This window comes from Malikia granosa, from assembly GCF_002980595.1.
GTDB lineage: Bacteria > Pseudomonadota > Gammaproteobacteria > Burkholderiales > Burkholderiaceae_C > Malikia > Malikia granosa.
Genome location: NZ_PVLQ01000067.1, coordinates 1 through 23177, shown reverse-complemented (window position 1 = coordinate 23177; position 23177 = coordinate 1). Strand labels below are relative to the sequence as shown.

General features: G+C 64.9%; 14 protein-coding genes and 1 CRISPR repeat array. Of the genes, 8 read left to right on the top strand and 6 right to left on the bottom strand.

Features of this window, described 5'->3' with window-relative positions:
- Window positions 1–42: 42 nt before the first annotated feature.
- Window positions 43–1992: direct repeats of the CRISPR family, unit length 28 nt; unit sequence TTTCTGAGCTGCCTATGCGGCAGTGAAT.
- 140 nt (window positions 1993–2132) lie between these two features.
- The 6 genes from cas6f to cas1f form a co-directional block, all read right to left on the bottom strand.
- The gene (cas6f, locus tag C6P64_RS14555) at window positions 2133–2771 is read right to left on the bottom strand and encodes a type I-F CRISPR-associated endoribonuclease Cas6/Csy4 (protein WP_105749282.1); all 639 of its coding nucleotides are present in this window, start codon (window positions 2769–2771) and stop codon (window positions 2133–2135) included.
- Between the two features lie 4 nt (window positions 2772–2775).
- Window positions 2776–3819, bottom strand: a complete 1044-nt coding sequence (csy3, locus tag C6P64_RS14550) for a type I-F CRISPR-associated protein Csy3 (RefSeq protein WP_105749281.1) — start codon at window positions 3817–3819, stop codon at window positions 2776–2778.
- 28 nt (window positions 3820–3847) lie between these two features.
- Window positions 3848–4927 (bottom strand): type I-F CRISPR-associated protein Csy2, encoded by a 1080-nt coding sequence (gene csy2 / locus C6P64_RS14545; protein WP_105749280.1) that lies wholly within the window; start codon window positions 4925–4927, stop codon window positions 3848–3850.
- Window positions 4917–6212, bottom strand: a complete 1296-nt coding sequence (csy1, locus tag C6P64_RS14540; protein WP_105749279.1) for a type I-F CRISPR-associated protein Csy1 — start codon at window positions 6210–6212, stop codon at window positions 4917–4919. Before csy1 ends, csy2 begins: the two co-directional genes overlap by 11 nt.
- A gap of 228 nt (window positions 6213–6440) precedes the next feature.
- Window positions 6441–9896, bottom strand: a complete 3456-nt coding sequence (cas3f, locus tag C6P64_RS14535; RefSeq protein ID WP_105749278.1) for a type I-F CRISPR-associated helicase Cas3f — start codon at window positions 9894–9896, stop codon at window positions 6441–6443.
- Window positions 9893–10906, bottom strand: a complete 1014-nt coding sequence (gene cas1f / locus C6P64_RS14530) for a type I-F CRISPR-associated endonuclease Cas1f (RefSeq protein WP_105749277.1) — start codon at window positions 10904–10906, stop codon at window positions 9893–9895. The genes cas3f and cas1f overlap by 4 nt, the downstream gene beginning before the upstream one ends.
- 314 nt (window positions 10907–11220) lie before the next feature.
- On the opposite strand from cas1f, the gene dapC reads away from it, so the two are divergent.
- The 8 genes from dapC (at window position 11221) to C6P64_RS14490 (ending at window position 23109) form a co-directional block, all read left to right on the top strand.
- Window positions 11221–12468 (top strand): succinyldiaminopimelate transaminase, encoded by a 1248-nt coding sequence (gene dapC / locus C6P64_RS14525; RefSeq protein WP_105749276.1) that lies wholly within the window; start codon window positions 11221–11223, stop codon window positions 12466–12468.
- A 10-nt stretch (window positions 12469–12478) separates the two neighbouring features.
- Window positions 12479–13312 carry a 2,3,4,5-tetrahydropyridine-2,6-dicarboxylate N-succinyltransferase gene (gene dapD, locus C6P64_RS14520; protein ID WP_105749275.1) on the top strand — a complete coding sequence of 278 codons (834 nt, stop codon included), beginning with the start codon at window positions 12479–12481 and terminating at the stop codon, window positions 13310–13312.
- 52 nt (window positions 13313–13364) lie between these two features.
- A complete protein-coding gene (locus C6P64_RS14515) occupies window positions 13365–14516 on the top strand; it encodes a PilT/PilU family type 4a pilus ATPase (RefSeq protein ID WP_105749274.1) in 1152 nt (383 codons plus the stop codon).
- A gap of 27 nt (window positions 14517–14543) precedes the next feature.
- On the top strand, window positions 14544–15731 hold the full coding sequence (dapE, locus tag C6P64_RS14510) for a succinyl-diaminopimelate desuccinylase (protein WP_105749273.1): 1188 nt from the start codon (window positions 14544–14546) through the stop codon (window positions 15729–15731).
- Window positions 15728–16642, top strand: a complete 915-nt coding sequence (prmB, locus tag C6P64_RS14505) for a 50S ribosomal protein L3 N(5)-glutamine methyltransferase (RefSeq protein WP_105749272.1) — start codon at window positions 15728–15730, stop codon at window positions 16640–16642. The genes dapE and prmB overlap by 4 nt, the downstream gene beginning before the upstream one ends.
- Complete coding sequence (locus C6P64_RS14500; protein WP_105749271.1) at window positions 16639–18678, top strand: ABC-F family ATP-binding cassette domain-containing protein; 2040 nt, start codon at window positions 16639–16641, stop codon at window positions 18676–18678. Before prmB ends, C6P64_RS14500 begins: the two co-directional genes overlap by 4 nt.
- A gap of 118 nt (window positions 18679–18796) precedes the next feature.
- Window positions 18797–22207: a DUF748 domain-containing protein gene (locus C6P64_RS14495; RefSeq protein WP_105749270.1), complete on the top strand. Its 3411-nt coding sequence runs from the start codon at window positions 18797–18799 to the stop codon at window positions 22205–22207.
- Window positions 22208–22332: 125 nt separating this feature from the next.
- Window positions 22333–23109 (top strand): transporter substrate-binding domain-containing protein, encoded by a 777-nt coding sequence (locus C6P64_RS14490; protein ID WP_105749269.1) that lies wholly within the window; start codon window positions 22333–22335, stop codon window positions 23107–23109.
- The last annotated feature ends 68 nt before the right edge of the window (window positions 23110–23177 follow it).

Below are 23177 nucleotides of genomic sequence, written 5' to 3'. Positions count from 1 at the left end.
AGACACCTTGAAATCACTCCCGGCCTGATCAAAGCTTCGAGATTTCTGAGCTGCCTATGCGGCAGTGAATTGTGAAGTTCATCCGTCGCGGCCTCTGATCCATTTCTGAGCTGCCTATGCGGCAGTGAATGGCAGACGTTGCGGTGCCCCCCATGCTGCGCATTTTCTGAGCTGCCTATGCGGCAGTGAATATTCCGCTGCTCTTGCCGGATGGTGAGGGGGTTTTCTGAGCTGCCTATGCGGCAGTGAATGCCTGAACTGTCTCCAGCTCCAGGCGCGACATTTTCTGAGCTGCCTATGCGGCAGTGAATGGAAAAACGCTTTATACCCTTTCGCGCTGGAATTTCTGAGCTGCCTATGCGGCAGTGAATCGTTCCGGGGGCATGTCCTACGCCGCCATAGCTTTCTGAGCTGCCTATGCGGCAGTGAATTCCATCGCAGCCAGCCACTGCGAGCCGGTCGATTTCTGAGCTGCCTATGCGGCAGTGAATAAGCAGTCCATGACCCAGGTCTCCAGCCTTGATTTCTGAGCTGCCTATGCGGCAGTGAATGCCAGCCGGTCCACGTGCTGACCTACGGTGGCTTTCTGAGCTGCCTATGCGGCAGTGAATCCATCGTCTTTGATCCGCTGCGCTTTGTCCTTTTTCTGAGCTGCCTATGCGGCAGTGAATGTGCTGCTGCATCTGCTGCTGCGTCTGCTGCTTTTCTGAGCTGCCTATGCGGCAGTGAATTTCGACAGCGACAGCTTGCGCGCGTCGCCGTTTTTCTGAGCTGCCTATGCGGCAGTGAATTACACCAAGACCGACGCGGCGCTGGCCGGGGATTTCTGAGCTGCCTATGCGGCAGTGAATTGGACCCTCTGAGGCGTTTCTGGACTGCGAACTTTCTGAGCTGCCTATGCGGCAGTGAATAAACGGTATTACTCTTTCCACTCAACCGGGGTTTTCTGAGCTGCCTATGCGGCAGTGAATAACGGTCGTGATGTAGCGCACCACTTCATTGATTTCTGAGCTGCCTATGCGGCAGTGAATCGACCTGATCCTGGCGGCCATCGCTGACTGAATTTCTGAGCTGCCTATGCGGCAGTGAATAACGAAAACGAGGCGCGCTCCTGGGGCGTGTTTTTCTGAGCTGCCTATGCGGCAGTGAATCATCGGATAGAGCTTTTCAGCGAAGGCGACAGTTTCTGAGCTGCCTATGCGGCAGTGAATTTCCTAACTTCAGATGACTGGTGTAGACACATTTTCTGAGCTGCCTATGCGGCAGTGAATGCACCGACAGCGGCAATGTCAGTGCCGGCTGCTTTCTGAGCTGCCTATGCGGCAGTGAATGCTCCGAATGCTGAGGACCATCAGCCCGAATGTTTCTGAGCTGCCTATGCGGCAGTGAATACAACTGATCAGAATAACAGTTGGCGTTGTATTTTTCTGAGCTGCCTATGCGGCAGTGAATCGAAATTAGGCCTCTGGCAAGCGAGAATATCATTTCTGAGCTGCCTATGCGGCAGTGAATCATTCGGCGTGGGGGGTATCGGCCCCGGTGCTTTTCTGAGCTGCCTATGCGGCAGTGAATCCCGGTTTATGGTAGAAATACAAACTGTTCAATTTCTGAGCTGCCTATGCGGCAGTGAATACATGAGAAAGCCGCTTGCCCGCCCGTGAAACTTTCTGAGCTGCCTATGCGGCAGTGAATTACTGGTAGAAGTAGTCCAGGCCCATCAGGTTTTTCTGAGCTGCCTATGCGGCAGTGAATTCACGCCCGCTTCGAGATCGTCAGAGCAATACTTTCTGAGCTGCCTATGCGGCAGTGAATCGGCTGCGGCTGGCCTCATGGCCGAGGATCTGTTTCTGAGCTGCCTATGCGGCAGTGAATCATGCCCACACTGCGGCGCAGCGCTGCCCACATTTCTGAGCTGCCTATGCGGCAGTGAATGGCTTGCGCCCCCCCTTGCGACCGAGTTGACGTTTCTGAGCTGCCTATGCGGCAGTGAATAAGCCCACTTTGGGGCTAAGATATTGATCTTATAGAATATTCTAGCTGATCATCGGCAACACCATTTCTTTACACGTCAACGTAACATGTTGATTTCATTAGATCTAAGCCTACTCGAAGAAAAAAGGGTGCGTGCCTGATCAAAACCAAGGAACCGTTGCGCCTTGCTGACTCAACCCGTAAGCGCTAAACCCACCAGGTAGCGGCGTAATCTGCAGTGGTCCGTGTTGGACAAACAGAAAAAAGTGCTGACCCGTGCTGCGACTGTGCAGTTGGACATAGGGTAGCCGGGTACGCTCGGCCGCCTCGTCCGGGATTCGCCGCAAGGCTTCTTCGGCATCCACTTGACCCGGATGGCGCTTGACAAGGCGTCGGCGTAGACGCTCTGCGCTACTTTGAACCTGGACGCGACGGACCACACGGTGCCCCTGACAAGTGTCTGGCACATTCAAAAGTTCCGGTTGTGGCTGCTCCAGGTGATCTCGCATGCCTTTCAGCCAAGGCAGAGCCATGAGTTCGTCCAGCGCCGTGTCACTGCCGTGCAGGCGCACCACTGAGCCAAGACTGCAACGAACACCCTCCTGGTGCCCGGGGAAGCTCAGTCCAATGCCCAATCCGGCCGGATTGTTGGCTCGTACATCACACATGGCACGATGCAGCTTTGCATACAGGGCATTCATCAGCTGCGGGATCGGGAACTCAGGATCAGGCAGCAGGGCCAACTCCACATAATGGGTACGTAACGGATCAACCGTCACCACCGGAGCAGAACTGGACATGGCGTCACTCCTTGCCGGCATCACCGAACACGCCGCCTCGGATGAGCGTGGCGATGACGAAATGCTGTTGGGGTGTTGGGGGCACGTCATCGCGCAACACCCAGCTGTCAAGCAGGGTGTAGAAATCAGCCTTCTGCTTGGGCTGACGATAAGCCTTGCCTTCGGTGGTGACCGAGCCATAGGGCTCCACCGCGATAGGCCCCATGTTCAGCTCGCCTGCCTCGGGGTACCAGGTATCGATGGTGCGCAACGCATTGCCGATCTTCTGCGAATGCATGCCGGCCACGTTATTGACCGAATACAGCGTCTTGCTCTTGTCGCCGCGACCTCGGTCAAGGATCAGTTCCTGCGACGGAAAGACCTCCTGACCAAACCCGATTCTTGCAAATGCGACTATCTGGAGCAGCACATGGCGCGTGCCGGTCAGGCCACCGGCCAGCAAGTCGGCCAGCTCTCGCACATCCGAGGCGTCCGCATTGAACTCGCGCAGCGACAAACCGAGGGCATCAAAGGCCCAGCTGCGCGCGGGCTGGCCGTCCTGCAGGTGAGACACGCGCACTTCCACGGCTTCGGCGCCGACACGATTGCGCCACAGGAAACGGCCATTGGCCAGGTTGTGGGCATAACGGGCTGCCAGCGGGCCATAACCCTGGTTGGCGACGTAGCTCGCCACCACCTGCAGCAGCTTGGCCTTGTATTCTGCACTGTTGCAGGCTGATGGCGTGCCTGCCCCACCCAGCACACGCAGGGTAAAGCTGACGCGTAGGGTGTCGGCTTCAGCAGGCAAGGCAGCAACGTCCACGGTCTGCAAATTGGGATTGGCGATCGCTGCATCCAGCTTGGTGGGGTCCTGATCCTTGGTCTTGAGCCGATTGGAGATCGTGCCGCGCACCGACTTGGTTTGAACGGGAATCGGCTGCCAGCCTTTGTCGTTGTCGCGCTCGGCCCACAGACCAGCATGGAACAATGCATCTGACGGGTCAAGCTTGCGCTCGAAGGCAAGCACCGAGGCGGTGGACAAGGCAGCGGAATTTTTCTTGGTAGCCATGTTGAATCTCTCCTGAGAGTGGAAGGTTTCAGTCCTGAGTGAAAGCAAGGGATGCGGAAAAAGGCGAAGGAAAGCCGAAAGCCAGCTCGGCGGCTGTCTGCGCAGGCAGCGGCGGTCGATAGTCGTTGCGGCAGCGGTAAAGGCCCGTATCCGGGTCGTGATCGGCATACCACAGCAGATCGGTCACACGGCTCAGACGATGCGGACTGATCCACTGCCCCAGGGAATAGACACTCTCGACAAAGCGGAATGGTGTGTGATGATCGCGTGTGCCAGTGACCTCCCCGGGGCTGTAAAGCTGGCTCAGTGCGGCATAGCCGACTGGAATGGGCACGATCCAGCCAGCGGTGCGGTCGTGCTGCCAGGTCACGGTTTCCACCCGTTCGCCCGTCTGGGGGTGTTCCGAAACGTTGCGCTGGGCGTGATGGTTCAGCCTTGACAAGTCCAGCCACGCATCCAGCAGGCTTGCATCGGGCTGGGTGGCTTGCAGCTTCGCATGATGGGCAAGCAGCAGGTCGTCCCGCGAGACGAGCGCAAACCCGGGCAACCAGCGCAAACGCCATTGGCGGAAAGCAGGCGCCTGATTTGTTTCGTCCGGTGCCAGCGCCAGCAGTTGCGGGCGCTTTTGCTGAACGGTAGGGCCACCCGCACTGCGGGGCCAGGCCGGCATCACACTGCCCCCGGCAACGCGCATGCCGGCCAGTCGGTCGGCGACGGCCTGGGCCACGCGCTGGCGCGTGACTTCATCGCTGCCGACCACCTCGCCCCAGACGCCAAACACCAGCGAGATGTCGAGATGCATGCGCCCCTCTTCCACGATGGAGGCAGAACTGCCGTCCTTGTTGACGGGGTTGCGCGTCAGCCGGAAGGCCCGGGTGTAGCCCCCCTCGGTGGTTTGCGCCTCGTAACCATGGCAGATGACGCCCACTCCGTTGAAGCTGAGTCCCAACTCGGCCCCAAGGCTGCGCTCGATGCTCTGCATGGAGCCCAGCAGCGCCGACATGGCGGGTGCGCCCCAGGTCAACGGGCTGGAAATGGCATTGGCGTTCTGGATGCGCAAGCGCGGCACAACCAGTACGCCGTTGATCGCGGGCAGTTCAGTCGGCATGGCTCATCTCCCATTCATAGGCGGCCAGTTCATCGGCCAGATCGGTTTGCCAGTGTTGGAATTCCGGATCTCCCATGTGCAGCCTTTGCTTGCTACTGAGTTGTCCGTTCAGCCAGTTGGCGTAGCGGCCCGCCAGCACGTCAGCCCAATCGCCGGGCCGATTGGTCGCGGCACCAGCATCGACCCATGTTTTTTCTGCAGGATGCAGATGGCATTCGGGATCGTCACTCCAGCCCTCGGGCAGGCTGCGGAAAGCAGCCCCGAAAAGCACGAAGTGGGACACCAGCTCGGCGGCAAGTTCGTCACGCATATCGCGCGTAGCCATCGTCTTGGGTGGGTCAGATTCCAGGTAGTCACGCAACGCCTTGACGCACCGCCACACACCGTCCTGGCGCTCAAAGCGTTTGAACAAGCTCTCCGACCGCAGCAACGGAGCCAGATCGCGCGTCTGCCAGACGGGGGGCAACGATGCCAACAGGTAGTTGTTGCCTCCGCGTTCGCTATTGAGCTGCGATACATTCTGCGGTTTCGTGCCACCCAGCTTCTGCACCGCCAGGTTGGGATAGTCGCGCGTGGGCTGCTCATGGAATTGCTTGTCCCGGCGCGCCTGGCGCGCGGCCTTGGCTACCTCGCTGAAGCGGTCTTCCTGAATGGTGGCATGCACGCGATGTGCCAGCGAAGTGGCGTACAGCGGGGCCAGCAAATGAAAGTCTTCATCGTTGAGCGGGTCTTCCCCCACCAGCCAGTACACCTGCTTGGCCAGTCCATGGCTGGCTACCTGGCCTCTGGCCTCTACCAGACTGCAAAATGCCTGAACCCATTCAGCCGCCTGTCCAGGATCATCGCTCAGTGCCACAGCGACATCGGGGTCCCCGGCGAGCATCAGGTCCAGCAGGCTTTGGCCCTCGTGTTCCAGCTTGAGGAACTTGTAGACGTCGAGCGCTGCGGCATTGCCCACCACGTCGCCAGCAAAATCGGCGCCGAGGCAATGACTCCCCACCAAGGAGAGCGTAGCCAGGCTGGCGGGCGGGCAGTAGAGATTGGTGCCCTTGGCGTCCGGATGCGTCGGCTTGAGCGAATGGGTCACGGCCTGGATCTGGCTGACGCGCCGCGCGGCGTCTTCCAGCCACACGAGGGATTCGAACTGCGCTCGTAGTTGTTCGGCAACGGCATCCTGCTTGGGGTCGTCGGCCTTCAGCTTCTCCAGTTTGCCGTCGCGCCGCTCCACCAGGAACTGCGCAATGACCGCACGGATGGCTGCGGACCTCGCTGATAGATTCGACATGGATCTCCCTGATTTCCGGTGTCACAGACCGGCTGACTAAATGCTAAGCCTCCGGGAAATTTATGTCAATCCATTACGTTTTTAAAAATATTTTGAAAGCACGACAACCTTCAAAGACGCTATCCTTCGGTCCGTCACTGCTGCAAAGCAGCTCAGAAAATTACCTTTTTAAAAAATGTAATTTCATTCACTGCCGCACAGGCAGCAGGCCGGTCCAACCGGCCTTTTTCATCGTCTTCTGACAAAGCCCAGCACCGGATGCGACCGCCAGCCTTGCTCACTTTTCGGCAGGCTCAAGGTCGCGAAGCGTTCGGCACAGGCCTGCGGGCCAAGACCGCGCGCCTCGGCCAACTCGGAAATGGCTTGCTCGTAGCTCTGTTCAAACCAGGGTGAGATGCCGTGACCGCGCACGGCGTCATCGGAAATGCGCTCGTGAAGGGAGCGTTCCACGGGCTGATACAGGCGCTGCCCCCGCTCGGCATACAGCACCTCGGTCAGCTCGACCTCGCCGGTATCGTCGTTGGGGCGTAGGCACAGATCGATATGCACGACCGGGTCATGTCGGAACGGTGAGTGCTGCGGCAACATGGCTGTGAGCAGTGCATCGGCGGCGGGCTCGTGCCACCACGAGGCGGCATTGACGGGGACCCTCGTCGCCAGTGCTGCGGTACCGCCCGAGCGCAGCTGGCGTGGGGTCAGGATCACGGGCTTGACCTCGACGGGTAGCATCGCGGCCTGCAGCCGCGCATGCTCCAGATCCACCAGGCGCAAGGTAGGCGCAAAGACCTCCGGGGCTGCAGCCAGTATGCGTGGCCGGGCATCGATCACCTCCAGCTCCTCGGATCGCAGCAGGGCACTGAGCTGATGGGTCTGGAGCTTGAAGGCGCCATCATCCTCAAACCCTGGACGCTGGAAAGCCGCCCGGCCCGGTTGACTGAAGTGGCGCAGGTTGGTATCGAATACCACGATATTCGGTATCGTGCAGGGGCCGGGCCGGTGTCGCCGAACCCGTCCGGCAAGCTGGATCAGGGAGCGCATGGACGAAGGCTCAACCACGGCCCAGTCGTAGTCGTGGTCCCGGCCGACCTCTGTGACGGGCGATCCCAGCACAATGAAGAGATGGTCCCTGGCGTGAGGGAAGGCCTCCAGCCTGGCTCGAATATCGGGTAGCGAGAACACTGCCTCGGGCTGGTGTCGCCGCAGCATGGTGTCGAGCCGATGCTCGATGGCGGAGCGGATCAGCAGGGGAAACTGGGAATGGTAGACGCACAGGTGGATCTGCACTCCATCGGGCGCACCCTGCTGATACAAGGCCAGCGCTACCTGCACCAGGGGATCGATGTTGGCCATGCGGACGAGGCCGAAGCTGACACGGCGGTCAGGCAGCTGCGGATCGGCGCTGTGATGGCGCCCGTGCAACAGCAGTGCCTGCTGCAGCACAAGACGGGCGAACTCAAGCGGCATTTGCTCCGGGCTCAAGCCACCCAAGCGCAAAGGCACCAGTTCATGACGGCGACGCGCCTCAGCCCTTGTCAGCCGTGCATGGCGTTCGCGAGCAAAGGCCGTATGGGCACTCTCGAAAGCGGCCGCGCTGGCACAGGCCGCTGCGGTCTGCTGCTCTTCATCCAGCCACAGGCATGCGATTTCGGGCGCAGTGGCGGCACCGGGTTGCTTGCCTCGATGGCGTTGGAACTCGACGCGGCCAGCGCGGTAGGCCATGAACAGGCCCTGCACCAGCGCGGGCGGCAGGGTTGCCGATGACAGCAGCACCCGGCTGCCAAGCAGGCCGGCCCAATGCACCAGGCGCGTGAGGGCGGGCAAATCGGCTACGTCGAAGTCGTCGGGTTCATCCAGCACCAGATCCCCACTGAGCAGGCGCAGCATGGGGGCGATCTGCCGACCGCCGCGCTGGCTCTCCGTGGCCGGGGTAAGGTGGTCGATGGTACAGACCAGCAGCGGCGCCAGCAACAAGGCGTTGATCTTCGGGTCATGTAGCGCTCGAGCCAGCAGGGGATTGAGGTCTGCGGGACCCGCGTCGCCGCTGAAATCCACATCGCTATCCTCGTCCAGCAGGGCTTGCACCGATGCAGAGCCCTGCCCCTCGGCCAGCGCCTCATAGTGCTCGAACAAGGCCCGACTGGCACTGCCGCCCACATGGATGGCGATCTGGTCGTCACGCAGCTGCAAGAGTTCGCGGAATGCCCGCCCGGTCTGCAGCGTGAGCGTGCGCAAGCCCAGGGCGAAGGCACAGCGGAATCCGCGTTCGGGATCGGCCAGTGCGTGCATCACCCGGGCATTGCCCAGGGTCTTGCCACACCCCGTACTGGCCATGTTGACGATGAAGGCGCCGTGCTCGGCAGCCTGGCTCCTCTTGCTGGCAGCCAGCTCGGCCGCCCGGTCCTGCCAACGGTAGCGCGGATCGCTGCTGCGCTGACGCAGGGGTTTGTGCTCGCGCAACGTGGGCAGGTCTGCGGCGAAGCGCGGCAGGGCATGGGTGATGACGCGACTGTCGCGTGCCACGCCAAGCAGGTGCTCATCGAGCGTCTGGTTGCCGACCGATCGCCCCCTCTCCTTGCGCAGATTGGCCAGCAGGGGATAGCCAGGGGGCACCTCGACGCGGCCGCTATCCCGACCGGTGGCAGTGATGCTGGAGTAGTGATGGTCCGCCAGCATCAGCGCCAGGCGCGAGAGGTGCATGACATAGGGCTGCTGCAACCAGGCAAAGCCAGCGCCCCGATCCGGGTGGGTCAGGCGGCGCTGCAGCCGCTCGGCCAGCCGTTTGGCCTGGACTCGCCAGTGAGGCGTCGTCACCGGCAAGCCGTGCGGGAACTCCCAGTAGGGCCCGATCTCCCTGCTCCTGTTCGCGGGGGTCGAGGGAGAAATGACGATTTCATTCCAGCCAGCGTCGATCTTCAGCAAAGGGGCCTTGAGACTGGCCGCACTGAAATGCTCACTCTTATGACCCAGCCGTTGCTGCTCTCCCTCCTTGTACGCAGGCAAGACCGGCAATCTGTGGTGAGTCACGATCAGCCAAGCCACTGCTTGGGCAAGGGGGGCATGAGCCAGCGCCTGAAACGGAGGGCTAGCCCCGGCGTCGAGTCCGTCGCGCTGCAACCGCCCGCCGCGCCAGTCCAGCCAAGCAGCGTCGTCTTTCAGCGTGGGATGCGCCAGGCGGGCCAGCCAGGCGGCATCGTCATCTGCGCCAACGAAGGCCTGAAACAGGCGCACCGAGGTCCACTCGTGCCGGTAGCGATTGCGCTCCGTGAGCGTGCCGGCCATTCGCGCCTGGAAGGCAGCACTCGCCTTGCCGAGGTCGTGCAGCAATCCAGCCAGCGCAGCCAGCAGATGGATGTCCTCGGCGCTATGCCAGTCGTTCTCGTCCTCGGAACGCAACAGATTGCGTGTGGTGGTGTTGGTGGGCACCGCGCCTTGGCTGTTGAAGCGGCGGCGGTCGCCCACCACCCACAGCAACTCGGTATGGTCGATGCCTCGCACCCAATGACAGGCCACGGCGGTGTTCTTGCGGGCGCTCTGGCGCAGCAGGCGGTGCAGGGTCTGCAGCCCGTCCTGCGTGATCGGGGTCTGCCAGGTGCGGTCTCCTCGGCGCTCTGCAAACTGGTCAAGAATACGACGGGTTTGCGTCAGCGCCCGCTTGTCACATTGGGAGATGAGCAAGATATTCATGCCGCCCCATGTGCAGTGTTCGTGGCCATTGGCTGCCCGAGTGTGAGGGCCGTCGCCTTGAGGGTATCGATCATGAAATCGAGCGACTCGGTTCGAATCAGCGCCTCGACACAGCGTTGGCGGAACTCCTGTTCGTCGTGCCCCTTCATCGCCGAGGCAAAGGCCTGCGGCAGGATGACGGCATCCTTGATGAGGTCGGCCACATCGAACACCAGACCGCCACGCCGGGTTTTGCCATGCAACACGGCCAAACCATGCGGAATGCCAAGCACCCAGCAGGCGGTGGCACCCAGTCCGTAGGCCAAATAGTTGCCGTGGTCAAGAAACTTGTTGGCGGCGTCAATGTTCTCTGTCGCGGGATCGCCCCGCTTGACGCGGGTGAAGTCGCCATAGCGGGTAGCACCCGCTGCCAGGCGATACAACTGCTTGGTCAGACGGGCCTCTTCGGTCATCAGCGCCGTATGGTCCACCGCCTGTGCCTGAGCAGAGGCACTGGAACGCAGCAAGGCTTCCAATGTTGCCAGGTCGGGCGTGAAACCCTGCTCCTTCAGTGCTTTGCTCCCGTTCCAGTGCTGTTGCAGGCGCACAAGACGGGCATGCTGGAACTGCTTGGCCGCCTGCAGGCGCAGGCCATCATCAAACCAGAAACGCACCCAATGCTGCAGATACTCGGTGGGGCGGTATTCGCTTTGCGGTGGCATCCAGGCCACCTCCAAAACCTGCTCGGCACCAGCAAACAGTGGTGTGCCTCCACCCCCGCAGAACCCCAGCATCACGCCGGCTTTTGCCAGCTCGCGCACCGCAGCCTGGGTGATGGAAGTGCCGGTGCCCAGCAACACCGTGGTGGTGTTGGCGATCGGGATGTTCCAGTAGAGCTGCTGCTTGCCTTGCTCGGTGACGTATTCAACGCGACCGCCATTGACCAGCACCCGGCAATGCTCCAGATAGTAGAGATTCGCGCGCTTGGAGTGAAGAACGGTCTTCAGATCTGAGGGATTGAAGTCTTGCATGAAGTCACCATCGGTCCACGGTCTTGATAAGCACCGTGTAGCCCCACGAAACGGAATGCGCGCCGTCGGCAAGCTTGATCGACGACGCCAGCCAAAAGACAACCAGCCAACGCGATGCAATGGCTACCGCCTGGTGTATCCAGATTCACCTTTGCACTTTTTAAGGCAAGATGCTCGCGCTCATGCTAACCGATTTGGCTACTTAATTCGAAAATAAATCCAGATCCAACTGAAGATCGGCGCTATACCTGCAAGCCGATAGCAACAACGATCCACCGCGACGCGTGCCGGTCAGCCATGGGACAATCCCCCCCATGAACCCGCTCCTGTCACGCCTCCAGCCCTACCCCTTCGAGCGCCTGCGCCAGCTGTTTGCCGGCGTTGCGCCCAACCCGGACTACCGCGCCATCAGCCTTGGCATCGGCGAGCCGCGCCACCCGACGCCCGACTTCCTCAAGAGCAAGCTGTGCGAGGCCGTCAACGCGCCCGACGGCGGCCTGGCGACCTACCCCGCCACCGCCGGCACGCCTGGGCTGAAAGCCGCCTGCGCGACCTGGATGCAGCGCCGCTACGGCCTGAGCCTGGACCCGGCGACGCAGATCCTGCCGGTGCTGGGCTCGCGCGAGGCGCTGTTCTCGCTCGCGCAAGTCGTCGTCAACCCACGCGCCTTCGCCGATTCGACCGATGGCCTCGAGCCGGTGGTGGTCTGCCCCAACCCTTTCTATCAGATCTACGAGGGTGCGGCCTATCTGTCGGGCGCCCAGCCCTGGTTCGCGCCGAGTGACCCCAAGCGCAACTTCGCGGTCGACTGGGCCAGCGTGCCGGAAGCTATCTGGCAGCGCACCCAGCTGCTGTTCACCTGCTCGCCGGGCAACCCGACCGGCGCGGTGATGCCGCTGGAAGAATGGCAGATGCTGTTCGAGCTCAGCGACAAGTACGGCTTCGTGATCGCCTCGGACGAGTGCTACAGCGAGATCTATTTCCGCGACGAGGCGCCGCTCGGTGGCCTGGAAGCCGCGGCCAAGCTGGGCCGGACCAACTTCAAGAACCTGATCGCTCTCACCAGCCTGTCCAAGCGCAGCAACGTGCCCGGCCTGCGCAGCGGCTTCGTCGCCGGCGACGCGGCGCTGATCAAGGCCTTCACGCTGTATCGCACCTACCATGGCAGCGCAATGAGCACCGTGATCCAGAGCGCGAGCGCCGCTGCCTGGCTCGACGAGCAGCACGTGGTCGACAACCGCGAGCAGTACCGCGCCAAGTTCGCCGCCGTCACGCCTATCCTGGCCGAGGTCATGAACGTCGCACTGCCCGACGCCGGCTTCTACCTCTGGGCCGAGGTGCCGGAAAAGTTTGGCGGCCTGACCGGCGGCAGCGACACCGACTTCGCGAAGGCGCTGCTGGCTCAATACAATGTGACGGTTCTGCCGGGCAGCTACCTGGCGCGCGAGGCGCAGGGCTTCAACCCCGGCGCGCAGCGCGTGCGCATGGCGCTGGTGGCAGAAACTTCCGAATGCGTCGAGGCCGCTCGCCGCATCGCAGAATTCATCAAGAACTCCCGCTAACAAGAGCATCATGACCCAACAACTGCAACAGATCATCGAAAACGCCTGGGACAACCGCGCCCAGCTCTCGCCCGCCTCGGCACCGGCCGAAGTGCAGGATGCGGTCGCGCATGTGATCGACCAGCTCGACAGCGGCGCGCTGCGCGTGGCCAGCCGCGAAGGCGTGGGCCAGTGGACCGTGCACCAGTGGCTCAAGAAGGCGGTGCTGCTGTCCTTCCGCCTGAAGGACAACGAGATCATCTCGGCCGGCGACCTGGGCTTCTACGACAAGGTGCAGACCAAGTTCGCCCACCTGTCGCCGCAGGAACTCGCCGCCACCGGCGTGCGCGTGGTGCCGCCGGCCGTCGCGCGTCGCGGCAGCTTCATCGCCAAGGGCGCCATCCTGATGCCCTCCTACGTCAACATCGGCGCCTATGTCGATGAAGGCACCATGGTCGACACCTGGGCCACCGTCGGCAGCTGCGCGCAGATCGGCAAGGGCGTGCACCTGAGTGGCGGCGTCGGCATCGGCGGCGTGCTCGAGCCGCTGCAGGCGAATCCGACCGTGATCGAGGACAACTGCTTCATCGGCGCGCGCTCGGAAGTGGTCGAAGGCGTGATCGTGGAAGAGAACTCGGTGCTGGGCATGGGCGTCTACCTGGGCCAGAGCACCCCGATCTTCGACCGCGCGACCGGCGAGATCAGCTACGGCCGCGTACCCTCGGGCTCGGTGGTGGTCAGCGGCAACCTGCCCAAGACCGCGGCCAATGGCGCCCCGTACAGCATGTACGCCGCTATCATCGTCAAGCGCGTCGACGCGCAGACCCGCTCGAAGACCAGCATCAACGACCTGCTGCGCGACTGATCGCCGATCGCGCCCGCGCATGGGCTAGTGGGCTGCGGCCCGGGAGGTGGACATGGGCAAGATGGACAAGCTGCTGCGTCTGATGGCCGAACAGAAGGCCTCCGACCTCTACCTCTCGGCCAATGCGCCGGTGCTGATCAAGATCGACGGCGTCTGCCGGCCGCTCGAGCCCGCGCTGCTGTCGGTCGAGGCGCCCTACCAGCTGCTGTCCGAGGTCATCACCCCCGAGCAGCTGCGCGAGTTCGACCGCAACGGAGAGCTCAACACCGCCATCCCGCTGCAGAACGTCGGGCGCTACCGCATCAGCGCGATGCGCCAGCGCAGCAGCTGCGCGGTGGTGGTGCGCTTCATCAGCATCGACATTCCGCCGCTCGACCAGCTCGGCCTGCCGGCCCTGCTGGCCGAGATGGTGATGGCCAAGCGCGGGCTGATGCTGGTCGTCGGCGCCACCGGGTCGGGCAAGAGCACGACGCTGGCGGCGCTGCTCGACCACCGCAACCAGCATGCCGTCGGCCATATCCTGACCATCGAGGACCCGGTCGAGTACCTGTTCAAGAACAAGCAGTCGATCGTCAACCAGCGCGAGGTCGGCACCGATACCGAGTCGCTGCAGGTCGCGCTGAAGAACGCGCTGCGCCAGGCGCCCGACGTGATCCTGATCGGCGAGATCCGCGACCGCGAGACCATGTCGGCCGCGCTCGCCTACTCGCAATCCGGCCACCTGGTGCTCGCGACCCTGCATGCCAACAACAGCTACCAGGCGCTCAACCGGATCCTGAACTTCTATCCGGTCGAGGTCAGGCCCACCATGCTCAACGACCTGGCCTCGTCGCTGCGGGTCATCGTCTCGCAGCGGCTGCTGCGCACGGTCGACGGCAGCCGGGTGCCTGCGCTCGAGGTGATGGTCAACACGCGTCTGGTCAGCGAGCTGATCGAGAACGGCGACTTCTTTGCCGTGCGCGAGGCGCTCGAGAACTCGCTGGCCGAGGCCTCGCAGACCTTCGAGGTCGATCTGGCGCGGCTGATCCAGTCGGGCCGCATCGACCGCGCCGAGGGCCTGGCCTATGCCGACTCGCCAGCCAACCTGATGTGGCGGCTCGACAACAGCGCCGGGTCAGCGGACGACGACAAGGCCGCTGCCGAGGCGGCCGACCAGCCCGCCAACCGTCCCTTTTCCGATTTCACGATCAACGTCAAACCCTGACGCCGAACTTTTTTCCCGGATTTGCTCATGAGCGACACCCTGCGCCTGACCGAGGCGCTGATCTCCCTTTCCTCCGTCACGCCCGACGACGCCAGCTGCCAGCAGCTGATCATCGAGCGCCTGCAGCCGCTGGGCTTCGCCTGCGAGACGATCGCCAGCGGCCCCGATTCCTTCCGCGTCACCAACCTCTGGGCCAAGCGCCCCGGCTCGCGCCCGGATGCGCCGACGCTGGTCTTTGCGGGACACACCGACGTGGTGCCGACCGGCCCGGTCGAGCAATGGGGCAGCGACCCCTTCGTGCCGACCGTGCGCGACGGCAAGCTCTACGGCCGCGGCGCCGCCGACATGAAGGCCTCGCTGGCGGCCATGGTGGTGGCTTGCGAGGAGTTCCTGGCCCAGTATGCCGATCCCGAGCTGGCGATCGCCTTCCTGCTGACCAGCGACGAGGAAGGCCCGGCGCATGACGGCACGGTGGTGGTCTGCCGCGAGCTGAGCGCGCGCGGAGAAAAGCTCGACTACTGCATCGTCGGCGAGCCGACCTCGGTCAAGCAGAGCGGCGACATGATCAAGAACGGCAGGCGCGGCACCATGAGCGGCAAGCTGACCGTCAAGGGCATCCAGGGCCATATCGCCTACCCGCATCTGGCACGCAATCCGATCCACATGCTGGCGCCCGCGCTGACCGAGCTGGTGGGCACCGTCTGGGACCAGGGCAACGACCATTTCCCGCCCACCACCTGGCAGGTCAGCAACATCCACGGCGGCACCGGCGCCAGCAACATCATCCCTGGCAACGTGGTGGTGGACTTCAACTTCCGCTTCAGCACCGAGAGCACGGCCGAAGGCCTGCAGCAGCGCGTGGCCGACATCCTGGCGCGCCACGGCCTGCAGATGGGCACCGACTACGAGCTGGCCTGGACGGTCGGCGGCCATCCCTTCCTGACCCGTCCCGGCACCCTGGTCGATGCGGTGCGCGACGCGATCCGCGCCGAGACCGGGCTCGAGACCGAGCTCTCGACCAGCGGCGGCACCAGCGACGGCCGCTTCATCGCCAAGATCTGCCCGCAGGTGATAGAGTTCGGCCCTCCCAACGCGACCATCCACAAGGTCGACGAGTGCATCGCGCTGGTCGACATCGAGCCGCTGAAGAACATTTACCGCCGCACGCTCGAGATTCTGGCCAGCGTGCCGGCCCAGGACGAGATCACCCCTTGAATCTGAAGCAACTACTGCAAGCCGCGAGCGAGAAGCTCGAGGCGGCTGGCCTGGCCTATGGCCATGGCACCACCAACGCGCATGACGAGGCGGCCTGGCTGACGCTGTGGCAGCTGGGCTTGCCGCTCGATGCCGACCTCGACGAGCTGGCCGGACGCGCCTGCTCCGAGTCGGAAGTAGCCGCCGTGCTGGCGCTGATCGAGCAGCGTATGACCACCCGCAAGCCGGCCGCCTACCTGACGCAGGAAGCCTGGCTGCAGGGCGTGCCCTTCCATGTCGACGAGCGGGTGATCGTGCCGCGCAGCTTCCTGGCCGAGTTCATCGCCGCCGCCGAGGGCGCCGAGAACATCGACGGCTGGCTGGGCGAACACACGGCCAAGGTGCTGGACCTGTGCACCGGCAACGGCAGCCTGGCGGTGCTGGCCGCGCTGGCCTGGCCCGAGGTCACGGTCGATGCCGCGGACATCTCGCCCGACGCGCTGGCAGTCGCGCGCCTCAACGTCGACCGGCATGGCTTGCAGGACCGCATCCGGCTGGTCGAGTCCGACGGCTGGGCCAATCTGCCCGGTCGGTACGACCTGATCCTGTGCAACCCGCCCTATGTCTGCCGCAAGGGGATGGACGAGTTGCCGGCCGAGTACCGCGCCGAGCCGCTGATCTCGCTCGACGGCGGGCTGCAGGGCAGCGACGACGGCATGGACTTCGTGCGCCATCTGCTCGATCACGCGCTGGAACACCTGAACGAGCATGGCGTGCTGCTGCTCGAGATCGGCAACGAGCGCGAGCATTTCGAGCGCGCCTTCCCGACCCTGCTGGCCTACTGGCCAGAGACGACCTCGGGCGAAGGCCCGGTGCTGCTGCTGACCCGCGACAACCTGGCCGACTGGGCCGCCACCAAGGACCTCACATGATCACGCTGCGCAATGTCACGCTGCGCCGCGGCACCAAGGTCGTGCTGGACCAGGCGAATGCGACCATCAACCCGGGCGAGAAGGTCGGCCTGGTCGGGCGCAACGGCGCCGGCAAGTCCAGCCTGTTCGCGCTGCTGCAGGGCAAGCTGCACGAGGACGGCGGCGAGTTCAGCTGGCCGCGCCAGTGGCAGCTGGCCCAGGTCTCGCAGGACATGCCCGAAACCGACCAGCCCTGCACCGAGTTCGTGATCGACGGCGACACAAGACTGGCCGCCGCGCGCGCCGCGGTCGAGCAGGCCGAGGCCAGCGACGACGGCGAAGCGATGGCGCACGCCTACACCGACTTGCACGATGCCGGCGCCCATGACGCGCCGGCGCGCGCCCAGGCGCTGCTGCTGGGCCTGGGCTTCCAGGTCAACGAGGTCGATCGGCCGGTCAACAGCTTCTCGGGCGGCTGGCGCATGCGGCTGCAATTGGCACGCGCGCTGATGTGCCCGAGCGACCTGCTGATGCTCGATGAGCCGACCAACCACCTGGACCTCGACGCGCTGGTCTGGCTCGAGAGCTGGCTCAAGCGCTACGCCGGCACCATGGTCGTGATCAGCCACGACCGCGAGTTCCTCGACGCCATCACTTCGGTCACGCTGCACATCGAGAACGCCAAGATCACGCGCTACGGCGGCAACTACAGCCGCTTCGAGGAGATGCGCGCCGAGGCGATGAGCCAGCAGCAGGCCAGCTTCGCGCGCCAGCAGGACAAGATCGCGCACCTGCAGAAGTTCATCGCCCGCTTCAAGGCCAAGGCCAGCAAGGCCAAGCAGGCGCAGAGCCGGGTCAAGGCACTCGAGCGGATGGAGAAGATCGGTCCGGTGCTGGCCGATGCCGAGTTCACCTTCGAGTTCCAGGAACCGGCGCAGCTGCCGAACCCGATGCTGAGCCTGCGCGACGCCAGCTTCGGCTATCGCGCCAGTGCCGAGAACGGCGGCAGCGTGACCACCATCGTGCACGACGTCACGCGCTCGGTGCTGGCCGGCCAGCGGCTGGGCATCCTGGGCGCCAACGGCCAGGGCAAGTCGACCTTCGTCAAGACGGTGGCGCGCGACTTGCCGCTGCTGACGGGCGAGCTGACCGAGGGCAAGGGCCTGAACATCGGCTACTTCGCGCAGCAGGAGCTCGACGTGCTGCGCCCGGACGAGACGCCGCTCGAGCACATGATCCGGCTGGCGCGCGACCTCGGGGCTGCTGGCGCGCTGAGCGGCCAGGGCACGCGCGAGCAGGACCTGCGCAACTTCCTGGGCCGCTTCCAGTTCAGCGGCGACATGGTGCAGCAGGCGGTCGGCAGCATGAGCGGCGGCGAGAAGGCGCGGCTGGTGCTGTGCATGATCGTCTGGCAGCGCCCGAACCTGCTGCTGCTCGACGAGCCGACCAACCACCTCGACCTGGCGACCCGGGAGGCACTGGCGATGGCGCTCAACGAGTTCGAGGGCACGGTGATGCTGGTCAGCCACGACCGCGCGCTGCTGCGTTCGGTCTGCGACGAGTTCTGGCTGGTCTCGCATGGCGGCATCGAGCCCTTCGACGGCGACCTCGACGACTACCAGCGCTACCTGCTCGACATGGCCAAGCAGAAACGCGAGGCGGTGCAGGCGGCCCAGCGCGCGCCGGCCGCCAAGGCCGAGCCGGTCGCGGCAGTGGCCAGCCCGAAGCCGGAGGCCGCCAAGCCTGCCGCCGCTGCCCCCAGCGCCCCGGCAGTCAACCCGGCCGAGCAGCGCCGGCTGGAGGCACAGCGGCGCCAGCAGCTGGCGCAAAAGCTCAAGCCCTACAAGAAGGAGCTGGCCGAGCTCGACCAGCGCATGGCAAGCCTGCAGACGGAAGGCGCCGCGCTGCAGCAGAAGCTGCTGAGCGCGCTGCCGCCGGCCGAGCTGGCGCAGATCGGTAAGCGGCTCAAGGGCATCGAGGACGAGACGGCTGCCGCCGAGCTGCGGTGGCTCGAACTGTCGGAGCAGATCGAGGCGATCGAAGCCGAGGCCGATTGAGCCTTGATTGAGCGTTGACTGGCGCTTTGCTTGACTTTCGACTGAGCCCCGAGCAGGCCCCTGTGCCCCGCGCCTGCTGGCGGGCCGGGGGCCTTCATCGTTTGGAGCAAGACAGGACATGGACAATTCAGCCGACCAGCCCGCTGCCGCGGGCGCTTCCGGGCTCGAACCGCAGCCGCCATCGCAACGCGCGGTGGCCTGGCGCTGGCTGCGCGCCGCCGGGCTGGCGCTGGCCGGGCTGCTGCTGTTCTGGCTGCTGGCCTGGGCCGGCTTGCCGCCACTGCTCAAGTGGCAGCTCGAGCGCCAAGCCGGTGCCGCGCTCGGGCGCAAGGTCAGCGTCGAGCGGGTCGAGCTCAAGCCCTGGTCGCTCGAGTTCGAGCTGCGCGGGCTGCGGCTGCTGGATGCCCAGGGCCAGGGCGAGCAGTTCACGCTCGAGCGGCTCTATCTCGACCTCGATGCGCGTTCGCTGCTGCGGCTGGCGCCAGTGCTCGACGCGCTCGAGTTCGACCGGCCGCATTTCCGGCTGCGCCACCTGGGCGGCGGACGCTACGACGTCGACGACCTGGTCGCGCGCCTGCTCAAGCCCGAGCAGCCGGCGTCGGAACTGCCGCGCTTCGCGCTGTTCCAGCTGCAGCTGCGCGAGGGCGCGATCGACTTCATCGACGAGCCGCTCAAGCGCACGCAGCAGATCCGCCAGCTCAAGCTGGAGTTGCCCTTCCTGAGCAGCCTGGAGGCGCAGCGCGAGGCAAAGAGCGAGCCGAGCCTGAGCTTCCTGCTCAATGGCGACCCGGTAGATGCCAAGGCGCTGCTGCAGCCCTTTGCCCAGGCGCGCCAGGGCGAAGCCAGGCTGCACAGCGCCGCGCTGGATCTCGCGCCCTATCTGCCCTACTGGCCCGCGACCCTGCCGCTGCGCCCGACCAGAGGCCAGCTCGAGTTCGACCTGACGCTGCGGCTGGCGGCGGGTGCGCCAAAGGCGCAGACAGGCGCTGATGCCAAGCCTGCGCAGCAACCGGCCATGACACAGACCGCATTGTCCCTGGCCGGCCATCTGGGTCTGCAGGATGTCGAGCTCGAATGGGCAGGTGAAAGGGATGGTGCCAGCGCCGCCCAGCCGATGCGGCTGCGCTGGGACCGGCTGCGCTTCGATGGCCAGACCCGGCTGGGCTGGCCGATCGGCGCGGGCCAGGGCAGTCCGGCACTCGAGCTCGAGGACAGCCGGCTGCAGGTCGACGGCCTGGCGCTGTGCGAGGGCGAGCAGCCTCAGGCCAGCCTGGCGCGGCTGCTGCTGAGCGACGCCAAGCTGGACCTGGCCGGGCGCAGCCTGGCCGTCGGCGAGCTGCGCCTGGAGAGGCCAGAGCTGCAGCTGCAGCGCGACGCCCAGCAGCGCTGGATGTTCGAGCGCTGGCTGACGGCATTGCTGCGGAAATCCGACCATCTGGGAGCAGGAACGCAGGGCGGCACTGGCCCCGGCCCTGGGCGACAAGCCGGCCAGCCAGGAGAACCGGAGAAAACAGCCGCATCAACCGCAGCCGGTCAGGCCGGTCAGGCCGGTCAGACCATTCAGGCAGACCAGGCCAATCGGGATGACAAGGCAGCCGGCTGGCAGCTGCAACTGGCCCGGTTCCAGCTGGCCGATGGTCGCCTGGGCTTCACGGACCGCAGTCCGGTCCGCCCGGTGCGGCTGCAGGCCGAGGCGCTGCAGCTCAAGGCCGGCCCCTGGAGCAATGCGCCGCAGGCGCAACAGGCCTTGCCGCTGGAGCTGAGCCTGCAGCTGGTGCCGGACAAGACAGGCAAAACGGGCCAGGCGGACAGCCACGCGGCGCTGCGCTACCAGGGCCGCCTCCTGCTGCCGAGTCCGGCCGGGGACGGACAAGCGGCCCGGTCGCTGGCCAGCCAGGGCCGGCTCGAGCTCGACGACCTGCCGCTGCACCGGCTCGAGCCCTATTTCGCCGCCGCGCTCAACCTGGAGCTGCTGCGCGCCGAGCTCGGATTGCGCGCCCAGCTCTCGCTGTCGCTGCCGCCCCAGGGGCTGCAGCTGGCCTTGCGCGGCGACGCCGAGGTCAAGCAACTGCGCACCAGCCAGCTGGAGCCGGCCGAGCGGCTGCTGGACTGGAAGTCGCTCGGGCTGCGCGGCCTGCAGATCGATCTCGAGTCCGGCGCGCTGAGCCGGCTCAAGGTCGCCGAGACGGCGCTGAGCGACTACTACGCGCGCATCCTGATCGACCCGCAGGGCCGCATCAACCTGCAGCAGCTGCTGCGCCAGCCCGCCACGGCATCGGCCAGGGCCCCTGCGCAGACCCAGGCCAGGCTCGAATTCGGCCCGATCAGCTTCGTCAACGGCCAGGTCGACTTCGCCGACCGCTTCATCCGGCCCAACTATTCGGCGCGACTGAGCGAGCTGAGCGGCAGCTTGGGCGGCTTCTCGAACCAGCAGCCCGCGTCGGGCCCAGCAGGCCAGGCGCCCGAACTCGCCGCCCTGAGCCTGCGCGGCAAGGTCGAGGGCCAGGCCAGTCTCGCGCTCGACGGCAGGATCAACCCGCTGGCGCAGCCGCTCGCGCTCGACATCCAGGGCCGGGTCGATGACCTCGAGCTGCCGCCGCTGTCGCCCTACAGCGTCAAGTACGCGGGCCATGGCATCGAGCGCGGCAAGCTCGGCATGACGGTGCGCTACCAGATCGCGTCCGACGGCCAGCTGCAGGCGAGCAACCAGATCCTGCTCAAGCAGCTGCAGTTCAGCGATCGGGTCGAGGGCAGCGAGGCGCCGAACCTGCCGATCCGGCTGGCGGTCGCGCTGCTGGCCGACAGCAAGGGCGTGATCGACCTGAACCTGCCGGTCAGCGGCTCGATCAACGACCCGCAGTTCCGCGTCGGCCCCATCGTCTGGCGCATGGTGCTGAACCTGATCGGCAAGGCGGTGACGGCGCCGTTCGCGCTGATCGCCCAGGCCCTGGGCGGATCGGCCGAGGACTTCAGCCAGATCGACTTCGCGCCCGGGAAGAGCGAGCTCGACGCCAAGGCCCGCGCCCGGCTCGAACAGGTCGCGCAGGCGATGGCCCAGCGACCCGCGCTGCGGCTGACGCTCGAAGGCCAGAGCGACCTCGAGCGCGAACGCCGCGCCTACCAGCAGGCCCAGCTGCAGCAGCGCCTGCTGCAGGAAAAGCGGCGCCAGCTTGAGCGCCTGGGCCAGGCCAGCGAGGCCGTGACGCCGCCGACCGCGGCCGAATCGGCCGAACTGCTGGCGGCGGTGTACCGCCGCGCCGACATCCCAAAGCCGCGCAACCTGGTCGGACTGGCCAAGACCCTGCCGGCGGCCGAGATGGAGGCGCTGCTGCTGGCCTCGATCCCGGTCGATGCCGACCGCATGCGCGAGCTCGCGCTGGCACGCGCGACCGCGGTGCGCGACGTGCTGGCCGGGCTGGGCATCGACCACGAGCGGCTGTACCTGCTGGCCCCCGGCGGTCCGCTCCAGGGCGCGAATGGTGATGCCCCCTGGCAGGCCGGGGTGGTGCTGGGCCTCAGGAGCGAATGAAGTGAAAGAATTGTGTCAATTTGGGCAATCCTGCGCTTTTCCTGGTCCCTGTGGCGACAAAACCGCACCGTGGAGCAACACGGGGTTCTAGAATGCAGTGACTTTGTTTCTTACCTGAGGAAGACATGAACAAGCTCCTGGCCGCAATGCTCGTCAGCCTGGGCGCCTCCGGCGCGATGGCACAAGGCGCTGACCTCAAGGTCGCGATCGACCCGACCTACCAGCCCTTCACCTTCAAGACCGCCGACGGCAAGCCGACCGGCTTCGACGTCGACATCGCCAACGCGATCTGCGAGCAGATCAAGCGCAAGTGCGTCTTCGTCGAACAGGTCTGGGACAGCATGATTCCGGGCCTGCAGGCCAAGAAGTACGACGTCATCATCAGCTCGATGTCGATGACCGACGAGCGCAAGAAGGTGATCGACTTCTCGGACAAGTACTACAACACCCCGAGCCGGGTCGTGGTCAAGTCCGACGTCAAGGTCGATGACGCCTTTGGCGGCCTCAAGGGCAAGAAGCTCGGCGTGCTCAAGGGCAGCACGCAGGAGAAATTCGCGCTCGGCGAGCTCAAGTCCAAGGGCGCGACCATCGTGCCCTACGAGGCGCAGGACCAGGTCTACCTCGACATCAAGTCGGGCCGCCTCGACGGCACCGTGGCCGACTCGGTCGAGGTCGGCGCCGGCTTCCTGGCCAAGCCCGAGGGCAAGGGCTATGCCTTCGCCGGCCCCTCGCTCGACACGCCCCAGTACTTCAAGTACTTCGGCTCGGGCATGGGCGTGGCGATGCGCAAGGGCGACAAGCTCAAGGGCCCGATCAACGCCGCGATCAAGGCCATCCGCGCCGACGGCAGCTACAAGAAGCTCAACGACAAGTACTTCACCTTCGACGTCTACGGCAAGTAAGGCCGGCTGGGCGCGCTTCTTGCGTGCCTGTCGTTCCAGCAACCCAACAGGTAACTATTCAGCCCCCC

Bases quoted from the DNA above. Each gene is read 5' to 3' on its own strand.
- cas6f (WP_105749282.1), bottom strand. From the start codon at position 2,771: ATGTCCAGTTCTGCTCCGGTGGTGACGGTTGATCCGTTACGTACCCAT.
- csy3 (WP_105749281.1), bottom strand. From the start codon at position 3,819: ATGGCTACCAAGAAAAATTCCGCTGCCTTGTCCACCGCCTCGGTGCTT.
- csy2 (WP_105749280.1), bottom strand. From the start codon at position 4,927: ATGCCGACTGAACTGCCCGCGATCAACGGCGTACTGGTTGTGCCGCGC.
- csy1 (WP_105749279.1), bottom strand. From the start codon at position 6,212: ATGTCGAATCTATCAGCGAGGTCCGCAGCCATCCGTGCGGTCATTGCG.
- cas3f (WP_105749278.1), bottom strand. From the start codon at position 9,896: ATGAATATCTTGCTCATCTCCCAATGTGACAAGCGGGCGCTGACGCAA.
- cas1f (WP_105749277.1), bottom strand. From the start codon at position 10,906: ATGCAAGACTTCAATCCCTCAGATCTGAAGACCGTTCTTCACTCCAAG.
- dapC (WP_105749276.1), top strand. From the start codon at position 11,221: ATGAACCCGCTCCTGTCACGCCTCCAGCCCTACCCCTTCGAGCGCCTG.
- dapD (WP_105749275.1), top strand. From the start codon at position 12,479: ATGACCCAACAACTGCAACAGATCATCGAAAACGCCTGGGACAACCGC.
- C6P64_RS14515 (WP_105749274.1), top strand. From the start codon at position 13,365: ATGGGCAAGATGGACAAGCTGCTGCGTCTGATGGCCGAACAGAAGGCC.
- dapE (WP_105749273.1), top strand. From the start codon at position 14,544: ATGAGCGACACCCTGCGCCTGACCGAGGCGCTGATCTCCCTTTCCTCC.
- C6P64_RS14500 (WP_105749271.1), top strand. From the start codon at position 16,639: ATGATCACGCTGCGCAATGTCACGCTGCGCCGCGGCACCAAGGTCGTG.
- C6P64_RS14495 (WP_105749270.1), top strand. From the start codon at position 18,797: ATGGACAATTCAGCCGACCAGCCCGCTGCCGCGGGCGCTTCCGGGCTC.
- C6P64_RS14490 (WP_105749269.1), top strand. From the start codon at position 22,333: ATGAACAAGCTCCTGGCCGCAATGCTCGTCAGCCTGGGCGCCTCCGGC.